Annotated in this window: 12 protein-coding genes and 1 pseudogene; 1 reads left to right on the forward strand and 12 read right to left on the reverse strand. The window is 33.8% G+C overall.

Translation table 11 applies throughout. From position 1 onward, the window contains the following. Positions 1 to 247 (forward strand): annotated as a pseudogene (locus LIZ98_RS15615) (hypothetical protein); the annotation flags it as partial. A gap of 265 nt (positions 248 to 512) precedes the next feature. On the opposite strand, the gene LIZ98_RS15620 reads toward LIZ98_RS15615, so the two are convergent. The 12 genes from LIZ98_RS15620 to LIZ98_RS15675 all read right to left on the reverse strand — a co-directional run bounded on the left by LIZ98_RS15620 (position 513) and on the right by LIZ98_RS15675 (position 8,835). Next, the gene (locus LIZ98_RS15620; RefSeq protein ID WP_227203129.1) at positions 513 to 1,730 is read right to left on the reverse strand and encodes a hypothetical protein; all 1,218 of its coding nucleotides are present in this window, start codon (positions 1,728 to 1,730) and stop codon (positions 513 to 515) included. Beyond that, a complete protein-coding gene (locus LIZ98_RS15625) occupies positions 1,720 to 2,937 on the reverse strand; it encodes a DUF58 domain-containing protein (RefSeq protein ID WP_041846826.1) in 1,218 nt (405 codons plus the stop codon). Before LIZ98_RS15625 ends, LIZ98_RS15620 begins: the two co-directional genes overlap by 11 nt. Continuing rightward, complete coding sequence (locus tag LIZ98_RS15630; RefSeq protein WP_227140192.1) at positions 2,937 to 3,881, reverse strand: AAA family ATPase; 945 nt, start codon at positions 3,879 to 3,881, stop codon at positions 2,937 to 2,939. Before LIZ98_RS15630 ends, LIZ98_RS15625 begins: the two co-directional genes overlap by 1 nt. A gap of 227 nt (positions 3,882 to 4,108) precedes the next feature. Next, a complete protein-coding gene (locus LIZ98_RS15635; protein ID WP_041846825.1) occupies positions 4,109 to 4,717 on the reverse strand; it encodes a ThiF family adenylyltransferase in 609 nt (202 codons plus the stop codon). A 33-nt stretch (positions 4,718 to 4,750) separates the two neighbouring features. Further along, positions 4,751 to 5,134, reverse strand: coding sequence for a retropepsin-like aspartic protease (locus LIZ98_RS15640; protein WP_041846824.1), 384 nt, complete (start codon positions 5,132 to 5,134; stop codon positions 4,751 to 4,753). Next, complete coding sequence (locus tag LIZ98_RS15645; protein ID WP_041846823.1) at positions 5,131 to 5,391, reverse strand: hypothetical protein; 261 nt, start codon at positions 5,389 to 5,391, stop codon at positions 5,131 to 5,133. Before LIZ98_RS15645 ends, LIZ98_RS15640 begins: the two co-directional genes overlap by 4 nt. Before the next feature lie 239 nt (positions 5,392 to 5,630). After that, positions 5,631 to 6,179, reverse strand: coding sequence for an erythromycin esterase family protein (locus LIZ98_RS15650; protein WP_095142615.1), 549 nt, complete (start codon positions 6,177 to 6,179; stop codon positions 5,631 to 5,633). Between the two features lie 106 nt (positions 6,180 to 6,285). Next, complete coding sequence (locus LIZ98_RS15655) at positions 6,286 to 7,305, reverse strand: type II TA system antitoxin MqsA family protein (protein ID WP_041846829.1); 1,020 nt, start codon at positions 7,303 to 7,305, stop codon at positions 6,286 to 6,288. A 189-nt stretch (positions 7,306 to 7,494) separates the two neighbouring features. Beyond that, on the reverse strand, positions 7,495 to 7,686 hold the full coding sequence (locus LIZ98_RS15660; RefSeq protein ID WP_041846822.1) for a hypothetical protein: 192 nt from the start codon (positions 7,684 to 7,686) through the stop codon (positions 7,495 to 7,497). Beyond that, positions 7,687 to 7,848 carry a hypothetical protein gene (locus tag LIZ98_RS15665; protein WP_160289673.1) on the reverse strand — a complete coding sequence of 54 codons (162 nt, stop codon included), beginning with the start codon at positions 7,846 to 7,848 and terminating at the stop codon, positions 7,687 to 7,689. 208 nt (positions 7,849 to 8,056) lie between these two features. After that, positions 8,057 to 8,641 (reverse strand): ATPase, encoded by a 585-nt coding sequence (locus LIZ98_RS15670; protein ID WP_041846821.1) that lies wholly within the window; start codon positions 8,639 to 8,641, stop codon positions 8,057 to 8,059. After that, entirely contained in the window at positions 8,641 to 8,835 is a 195-nt protein-coding gene (locus tag LIZ98_RS15675; RefSeq protein ID WP_041846820.1) for a hypothetical protein, read from the reverse strand. Before LIZ98_RS15675 ends, LIZ98_RS15670 begins: the two co-directional genes overlap by 1 nt. Between the last annotated feature and the right edge of the window lie 502 nt (positions 8,836 to 9,337).

The raw sequence follows: 9,337 nt of genomic DNA on the forward strand, positions 1-9,337 counted from the left end.
ACCTACACTTGCTGAATATTTTAAAACTGTGAGGGAAGAAGGATTTGAAAAAGGATTGGAAATGGGAATTGAAAAAGGGATTGAAAAAGGGATCGAAAAAGGGAAAATGGAAGAAAAAAGGAATTTAGCCGCTGAGCTATTACGGGAAGGATTTTCAGTTGAAAAAGTGATAAAAATCGTGAAGCTGAGCCTCGATGAAGTGGAAGAAATTGGTGCAAGTATTCATCCTAACCAACCCGAATCTTAAATCTAACGATGTGGAAGCACTTTTAGCTTACCGCACAAAAACCCCTTTTTAAACTTTAACAAGTGCCTGTCTCCCACTGCGAAAACCCAGTACATTAAAGTAAAAGTTTAACGCACTGGGAGGCAGGGTACATAGTCATTTATTTTAATCTCTCAGGATAAAATATAGATCACATTCAAATTCATGTGCCATAATAAATATCCATAATCCATTACATAAATTTTACTATAATACATGTGACGCTCGATAGTCTGCACAGAAATTTTTAGCCATTCTCCTTAAACTTGTTTTTAATTAATGATTTCATTTCATCTAATTGTTTATGAAAAGATTCAATTTCAGTTTTCGTTAGCTCGTCCAAATTTCCATAACGAACCTTTTGGTATAAGTCAAGATACTGGGAATCTATTCCTAACCGTTCAAACCATTCCTCAATGGTCTCATGAAACTTGCGCCCTACCCCAAGTTTTAAAGCCCATTGTTCGAAATTTAAAACGTCCAATCGGATGATATTATTCGGTTTTTTAACTGTTGAAAAAAGTTTTTCTCTTCTCTTATGAACATTTGTATTATCTAAACCGGATCCGACAATCATTTTTGAATCCTCCGTTGTTTCCAACCGTTGAAATTTTTTCTTGAACAAGAAAATGGTTATTGCTATAAGTAGAATCACAAGAATTGCAATGGTCCACCAGTTAATGAGACCTCCAGTTCTCTCTGCAATTTCCGCTTCAGGTATAAATGGCTTCATGTCCACCTTTTCAAAAAGTGTCTTTCCGTTAAGAGAAGAATTGTGTTGTTCTAGGAAACCTTGAATGGCCTCGAAATCTAACCCGGATAATGCGATTCCTTTTCCTATCACCCATGCCATCGAGTGAATGAGTAACTTAAAACCATACCACATACCATTGACAAGGAACTTAATGAGTCCAAAACAAAAATATAGAAGGATACTGTTTGCCAATAACATCCCCATGATACTTAAAATATATTTGACCGATTGAAGTGTGTTTTCCTTTGGTACATTGAACATTTGAGCTCCATAATAACCGATAAAAATAGAAACTACCATGAACATTGTAACCACAATCAAATTTTCATGATAAAAAAATAGTGCATCAAAAGTTAGTAAAATCAACATGAACAAAATAATTGTTATCTGATTGTGCATATCAGAGGATTTTTCATGCTCATGAAATCGCCAAATCATATAGACCGGAATCGCTAATGCCGTCAATAATGGATAACGAAAAACATCCAATAACAAAAATAGCATCAAAAATAAGTTTACAACATATACCACATAGTTTTTTATAAAATGGACACTAACTGCTAAAAGGAATATAGAAATAACGATGATAAAAAGATAACTCCATAAAGGTAGTCCAGAACTAAGTACAGCAAATATAGGGACGAGAAAAAAATACAGTAGCATCCCCTCTGTAAAAAGTTGTGATAACTTGGCTACATGACTATTTGACATTTTTATAGAACCTTTCATTCTTAATTTCTGTTAAATACGAACCATTTTCCGTATCCACCACATGGAGGATCTTTCTTCCTTCTCTATCCCATTTATTTATGATAAGGCTACATTCTTGGCTCACTTCGCCTATTATTGCTATCAAATTAGCAGGTCCTGACTTATAATCGACCCATTCCAACATTTTTCCTATATCCATAATCTCCGTTGATTCATCAAATCTTGCCAAGTACTCCATTATTTTCTTTAAATGTTCAATACCGGTTCCTGATTCCAAAACATAAGGCCTTGCCCCTAACCCCTTACTATTAATATATAATGCAACTGGAAACCCTTGTTTTATAATAACCTGGCATAAATAGGCAGCTTGGGATATGTATTTTTCTGTATTAGGACTGATGTATACATTTCCAATCCTACTCTTTTGTGCGACGTTAATCATAATAGCCCAAGAAACATGGTGATCTCGTTCAAATAATTTTGATTGCAGTTTTTGCTCCTTAGCAGAAGCTTTCCAATGAATCCGATTGAAAGGATCCGACGATGAATATTCTTTCGTTCCTTGTAGTTTCATAGTATCCTCAAACGGGGAAAATCTGGAAGTTTGATTGCCGATTTGAATGTATGGGAAATTCTCAATACCTCCGACTGGAATTGGCTTTGGATAAACAACAATTTCGGTTCCATATATTTTTTTGAATCTTAATAAAACATCATGAAAAGTTAGTAAATGAGGGAAGAAAAATTCAATATTGGTAATCCGGATCACTCCCCTTTCTTTTGCATAAAAGGGGAAGGTTATTACTGCTTCACTTTTCCCAGAAATAAAGATGGGAACCCGGTAGAAAGTTTTGTGTGCTGTGGATGTAGTCCTGAATTTTAAGCTTTCAATTTTTTGGTTTGTTGAAAATCCAATAAAGCCACCTATATACGGAATGGCTGACTCATTACGAAATACCATTTTACATTTTCCATATTCTCCTTGATATATCCGAATGAGACGCTTATCATCTGACAGCTCAAGATTTTTACCCAAACTTTTGGTTAAAAACCAACTTGCTAGAATCCAAATACAAAAAAAGCCGACCGGCAGCATCAATAACGGCCGATTTGCTGACACACTAATCATGACTAGAACAATCGTAAACAATAAAATCAGATTCTGTTTATATTCTAAACCATTCTCTACACTTTTCTCCCATTTCATTATTTCCCAAACTCCATTTCTACCGGTACTTGCTGTTGTTCAATCACTTCAAGAATGACCTCATGTTTTGTTTTTCGCATCATTCCGTCGAGGGTTAAAATGATTCGATGTTCCAAAACAAAAGGAGCCAATTCTTTAATGTCCTGCGGGGTTATAAACTTTCTTCCTTGTAAAAAAGCATAGGCCTGTCCCACACGCATTAACGATAATGCTGCCCGAGTGCTAGCCCCCATTTCCACTTCCGGATGTTGCCGAGTCCCCCAGATAATGGCCATCAAATAGTTTTTCACCACCTTAGACACCTCAACAAATGTTACCTTTTTTTGTAGTTCAACAACTTCTTGAATGCTTAAAACGGGAATAATATGATGAAATGGATCATCAGATTGATATACATTGAGAACTTCTAATTCTTGTTCTGGCATTGGAAAATCTAAATTGATTTTCATTAAAAACCTATCCAATTGTGCTTCAGGTAAAGGAAATGTTCCTTGATTGGATTCAATCGGATTTTGTGTTGCAACAACTAAAAATGGGGATGGAATGTTTATAGTAATCCCATCAATCGTTATTTGTTGTTCTTCCATTGCTTCGAGCAGGCTGGATTGTGTCCGGGGTGTTGCCCGATTAATTTCATCAGCCAATAATATGTTCGTTTTAATTGGTCCCATCCGCAATTCAAATTCATGGGTCTTTGGATTTAAAAATTGAATTCCGGTAATATCGCTCGGTAAAACATCCGGTGTAAACTGAATCCTACGAAAATCTCCATTAATTACTTTAGCAAAACTTTTAGCCAACTTTGTTTTCCCTAGCCCCGGGTAACTTTCTAATAAGATATGCCCATTTGCCAATAACGCGGTAAACAATAAGTCCACAACTTGATCCTGTCCAATAACAATATTCTTAATGGATTGTTTAGCTACATCTATTTTTTCTAGCAATATTTTTACCTCCTATGGCTATCAACAAAGAGAGTATAGGGAACGACCTTTATTTGGCTTAATATCCTCATCATGATTAAACTGTCATCGTATGTGATTTTTCAGAAAGATTTAGATTGATTGATTGAGATTCTCATTTTAGTCATGATAATCGTTTTTGTCTATACATTTCCTACTTAATTAAATATATATTAAAAATCCTAGTTTTTATTTGATTATATAACTGTCTAAGGTGATAGTCCACATAAACATGTATGGTTTTCATTTAGACTAATTTCCGATTGACTTAATGAATAGTTTTTAAATTCCACAAAAATAATTTTATTTACTAAAGATAACGGTAAGATACCACTTAGATACTTAATAATTTCAAAAGACATAATACTACTAATTACTTTGCATGTCTCGGGTATTGTACTTAAAGTAATCTCTGTATTATGATTTAAATCTAATACAAAATCGAAATTTGAATTTTCATTAGTTTGGATAATATCATGAAGGATACAATGTAATGAATGAGTTACACCAGGAATTACGATAGGAAGTACTCTTCCTGTAAACCCCTTATATCCACCACAGTATGCTAATGGTATATTTTTTCTATATGAAAATTTCTCTAATATATTTTCCGGTGTTGTTATGTTATCAGATAAAATATCTTTAAAGTTTGATGAATCTGCTGCGAAAATGAGTATATCTACATCCTCAAAATATTTTAGATCATCTTCCAACTCGAATTTTTTATTATATGTTTCTACCGAAGCGTTTTTTACACGATTTTTAATAAAACTTCTTAGAACCTCTGTTTTTTCATGTGGTTTCCGTGGCGATGGCAAAGAATTATATCATTGAAGTGTTGTTATCCTAATCTAGTTTTTTCGCACTTCCATATTTTTAAAGTCGATGATTAATTTATTTGCTAGAAAAAAGTCACTACCGATGATTCCATCAAATCCATGCATTTCTCTAACATCGCCAAGCTGAATAGTGAAATCGTTTAGTAGAAACTTATCTATAGTGATATCACTCACTTTTTGTTCAATGCATATTTCCGTACCGCCAATTCCATACATTTTACGTGTAATGGCATTTTCTAAATCAAGCATCAGTTCGATTTCTTCACATAAGTCCGTATCTAAAATAGTTGAAGAGCAACCAGTATCAAGTAAAACGTTATTGAACGTCTTTTTGTTACCCTTGTATTCAATCTCAACAGATACAAGAGGTAAGTTTTTATCCATTTCAAATTTCATACTCTTCTCCGCACTCCTGTATATGGATGCTCAATTACCTTTATTTCTTCGTTATTCGTGTGAAAGATATATAATTCACGGCTTTGATTTTCCGCATGTAGCTTTTTATAGACTTTCCATGCTGTATTTCCATTATCAAAGTCATCAATTACTGACATATCTTCAATAATTCTTTCTTTACCTCTTGTTTCAGACTTTATTGCTTCTACTAAGACACAACGTTCTGGAAAATGTTCGCGTACTTCAGACCATTTCATTCCTTTTCACTCCCTTCTTCAAAGTTAATTTTATATTAATTATAACATTTATTATATTATAAAAACGACTGTTTTAGTAAACTGTCAGACCTACCAAATTAAAAAATCATAATAACCCAGGAATACTTAGAAAGTGACAGGTTTTAAATGGATAGGATTCACGGTTTTAAAAAAAAGGATGCCATCGTATTGCTCAGCAGGAACAAATGATATACGAGTACTCCCTCCCTCAAATGCTTTCATTTTTTTTGGCCCCAAATTAAATCAGTTTTGATAAAGAAGTTTTGATAAGAGGAATGACTCAATAGCCATTCAAGGTTCTTTTTATTCGCCTTCTTTATTGGGTAATCACTACCTCTGTAATCCCCCATTTTTCCCTTGTGAGCGTACAGGCCCAATACAAAGCTATCATTCTTAATTCTCTGAGGCAAAATTTCAAAAAAAGATGAATACGCAGCCAGTCGATTCGCACTGCTTTTTCGTTTAATATGCAGAATATGAGCCCAAATAATAATTTTCTCTTCAGGATAAATTTCTTTAGTAATAAATTCGAAATTCCCGGCCATTAATTGTTCTCGATGTTGAAACACCTTGGAAACTCCATTTGTAATGGTGAAGTGAAGATAATCGGCTCTATTGTTCAGTGTTCGAATAATAACTTTCTGCAACACGTTATTGCTTACTGGTCTTGCCTCCAATTCTTTAGTCAGGATACTTGTCTTTTCTTTTATTTCATTTAATTCCTCTATTATTTGTGGGGTCTTCTTTATACGTTTAAGGTTTAACATTCTATTTATCGCATGGTGAACATCGCGAAAAAGATTCTTTTACGGGGCATATCCTCAATGCGTTAACACTTTAAAGTGCCGGGGCAGGCACCACAGTAAAAGGTACCTAGTCCCCTATTGAGAGAGTTTCGGCAAAGTCGTAGGAAATAATATCTCTGTCTTGGGTGTATTTCCACCCATCTTCGTTATGGGAGTATTCACTAATCGCAACCGACCCATAATTTTTAAAGAATTCTTTTACTTGACGAAGGATTTCAATTTCTTCCTTATTAAACAATGTATCATCAAAATTTCGCTTAGCTTTAATATTTATAAAAGTATACTCGTTCATATATTCGTAATCTATATCTATATATTCGTTTTTTTCTATTGCAGATAAAAGTAGATCATGATCTTTTGGCACAGGACCATAAGGCAATCGAACATAGGGGACTCCTGTTATTGAAATTAAATTACGTTTATAATTCAAGAAGTCCGAATAAAACAGTAATTTCATCAGTTTCGTCTTTTGTATTCCCTCTTCAGCAAAGAACAAGATCATATTTACTAACTTATAAAAATTAAATGAACGAAATCCGGAATCGATTGTCTTTTCATGCATTTTATAATTTATATTCATTAACTTTACTAGATTTTTTTCTACTATATTTTGATCGTAACTATTTAGCTTTACTAAAATTTTCCTTTTTTCCTTTTCATTGAACTTATGCATATTTAACTTAAAATATTCATCAATAGTTTCTGGCTTTTCTTTTAATTTTTTCAGTACCTGCATGTGCGAGTTATCAGGAATATATTTACCCGTTTCATAGCGTGCAATTGTGGCTTTACTCCACCCCAAAATACGTGAGAACAAATCCATTGATAAACCATACTGTCCTCGAATCGATTTAATTTCTTCAAGTGAAAGTCCGACACGCTCTTCATAAAGCTTGGTTAATATTCTCATTGTCTCTGAATCCAATAACTCATCGTATAAATCTTCTCTGCAATAGGGGCATTGTAATACACGCTCGATGAGTTCAAAAGTTTCGCCTTTAAAGGTGTAAGTAGCTGGCCGTTCAACAATTACAGCCTCCACATCCTTTTGGCAACCATCACAATATTTAACTTTTGTTAATGCCATCATCGTGTCCTCCATTCATTAGTTCCCCCAAGCATTTGATTTTTTATAGAAAACTCGGCGACTGCCGAGCCTTTAGGCGAGAGCAGAGCCGCAAGAGCACTTATACTTAATTCTTAAAATTTCCAACTACGTCGAATCCGCTTCTTTGCTGGAAATTTATACTTTCTTAACGTATAAAATAAAACTGTCTTATTGCCAGTCTTCGTGGAAAGATAAACATACACACCCTCTGTGATCGATTTTCACTTTTATATAGGTGATAATACCATTTATATTCTTTTTAAAAATCCAAATAACTTTTCCATCCTGTGGTTTGTCCCTATCTACAACAGGACCATCGCAGTAATCATTTGGCGTTAACTTTAATGCTTCATCCCACATTTAGTCGACACTTGTTAGTCCAATATCAAGGAGGGCTTCTATCCATCTAATTCTTCTCCCGGAAGGATGCTTATACGTTCTCTTAATGAAATCTCTCTTCCCATTAGAGATGAGCTGTTTAGCTTCACGAAGAAAGGCTCTTTTTTCTTCTTCAGTAGCCAAACCCTTCTCCCCTTAATTATAGTATACACAAAAATGGTATCAATTGATACCGAAAATATTTCCTTCAATAAAAATTTGTAGTTTTTCACAACAAGTATCATCAACTAGATTATACGCAGAAACTATGATTACTAGTTGTATTTAAATAATCATTAAATTGTTGTAGGATATTTCCATTATCTGCAAATCCCACAGAAACGGTGCCTGCTTATTGATACTGCTCCTTTAGCGGTAGAACCCATGATGGTAAATATTTCGATTGAAAAGTAATCTTTCCACTATTTATTTCCATAACAATTTCTCCATTGGCTTGACTATTGTCTATTAATATAAGGTTGTCAACCAAGTGCGAATATTGATAAAGATGTGCAAAAGACGTTGAATTTCTTCTAATGATATCTTCAGTAGGAATATGGTGACCGCCATTTTCGACTCTCATTGCAACACGTTCAATGTTTTGTTTAACATTGTTAAGGGCAATATAGAACATCGTAATTTCATACCCCGATTTTTTAGCTTTCTCCATTTGTCTTATTACATTTTTCCCTGCTAATGTAGTTTCAATTGAAAAATCCTTACCTTCCTTAATATATTGATATACTGACTTTATTACCTCCTTACCAGCTTCTAAGCGCCTAGTTTCAGGATTTTCAGGATCAATCTTCCTTGCAATAGCATCCGGATCAATATTAATATCGATACCGATTTTATCAACAATAAGATTCCTAAATGTACTCTTGCCACTTCCATTGTTACCAGCAAAAACATAAAACATTGGCCTGTGTGTATGCATTAACTATCACCATCATTATATAAAGGTTCAATATTACCATTTGGAAATTCTTTAACCAATTTTCCATCCTTTTCGTAAACAATATAAGTATTATTGGCCTTAGCATCAATTCTCGCACGTTCACCAGTCATCTTTGCCCATTTATCTACCCAGCCAAATTTTCTTTTAGACATATTCTTTTGTGTTTCCGACATTAAAAACACACCCTTTACAAATAGTTGTCGCTTTTTTTGAATTATGTTTTCATCCTTAAGCTCTCATTTTAAACATTATTACACATTTCCTTTCGTGAATATAGGACCCTCCTTATAGATTACCTTGTCTTTAAAAGTAATTACATCAAGAAACAATTCAGCGGAAGCAACTTTATCCAAATGCCACCACTATTTATCACTGCTATCTCCAAAACCTTATCGAAGCTTAATCTTGATTCAATTGTACCATTTTTTAATAAATTTTTTTATCATGTTACACTTCATTGGTATCCCCTTTTTTAGAAATTTTTCACTATCCTTACAGAGGACAGAATGCTGCAATGTTTGCTATTTCCGTGAGTTTCCTTGACAAATTAATTGACGTCTTCATTTTTTCAATGTCGAAAAATTTTTATGGAAACAAACGTTCTTATCGTGTATAATATAATTAATAATTCAAATTTATCAAAGGATGGGGTAAAATAATGGGAGAAGTACTTGT

Origin of the sequence: Caldibacillus sp. 210928-DFI.2.18, assembly GCF_020554505.1 — a bacterium.
Taxonomy (GTDB): domain Bacteria; phylum Bacillota; class Bacilli; order Bacillales; family Caldibacillaceae; genus Caldifermentibacillus; species Caldifermentibacillus hisashii.